Annotated in this window: 1 protein-coding gene; it reads left to right on the top strand. The window is 41.7% G+C overall.

What is annotated here, in order from left to right; translation table 11 throughout:
* Nucleotides 1-912 (top strand): hypothetical protein (locus KA878_RS13290; RefSeq protein WP_281059642.1); only part of this gene is annotated, 912 nt, incomplete at both ends.

Genomic DNA, 912 nt, shown 5'->3' on the forward strand with positions numbered 1-912 from the left:
GCTTTCACTTAATGAGTCTGAGAGACTCGTACTTTCTGATCCACTTAATGATGTGCTCATACTTGTTGAATCACTCACACTCGTTGATGTTGACGTACTATCTGACGTACTTTCGCTTAATGAGTCTGAAAGACTCTCGCTTTCTGATCCACTTAATGATGTGCTCATACTTGTTGAATCACTTACACTCGTTGATGTTGATTCACTATCTGACGTGCTTTCGCTTAATGAGTCTGAAAGACTCGTACTTTCTGATTCACTTAATGATGTGCTCATACTTGTTGAATCACTCACACTTGTTGATGTTGATGCGCTATCTGATGTACTTGCACTTGTTGAGTCACTCACGCTTGTTGATGTTGATGCACTCAATGATGTGCTTGCACTTGTTGAATCGCTCACGCTTGTTGATGTTGATGCACTTAATGATGTGCTTGCACTTGTTGAGTCGCTCACGCTTGTTGATGTTGACTCACTTAATGATGTGCTTGCACTTGTTGAGTCGCTCACGCTTGTTGACGTTGATGCACTTTCTGACGTACTTGTGCTTATTGAATCACTCACACTTGTTGATGTTGACTCACTCAATGATGTGCTTGCGCTTGTTGAATCACTCACGCTTGTTGATGTTGATGCACTCACACTCGTTGATGTTGATGCACTATCTGATGTACTTGTGCTTGTTGAGTCGCTCACACTTGTTGATGTTGACGCACTTAATGATGTGCTTGCACTTGTTGAGTCACTCACACTCGTTGATGTTGACTCACTTAACGATGTACTTGCACTTGTTGAGTCACTCACACTTGTTGATGTTGACGCACTATCTGATGTGCTTTCACTTAATGAGTCTGAAAGACTCTCGCTTTCTGATTCACTTAATGATGTGCTCATACTTGTTGAATCACTCAC

This window comes from Staphylococcus sp. GDY8P57P, from assembly GCF_017892585.1.
GTDB classification, from domain to species: Bacteria; Bacillota; Bacilli; order Staphylococcales; family Staphylococcaceae; genus Staphylococcus; species Staphylococcus borealis.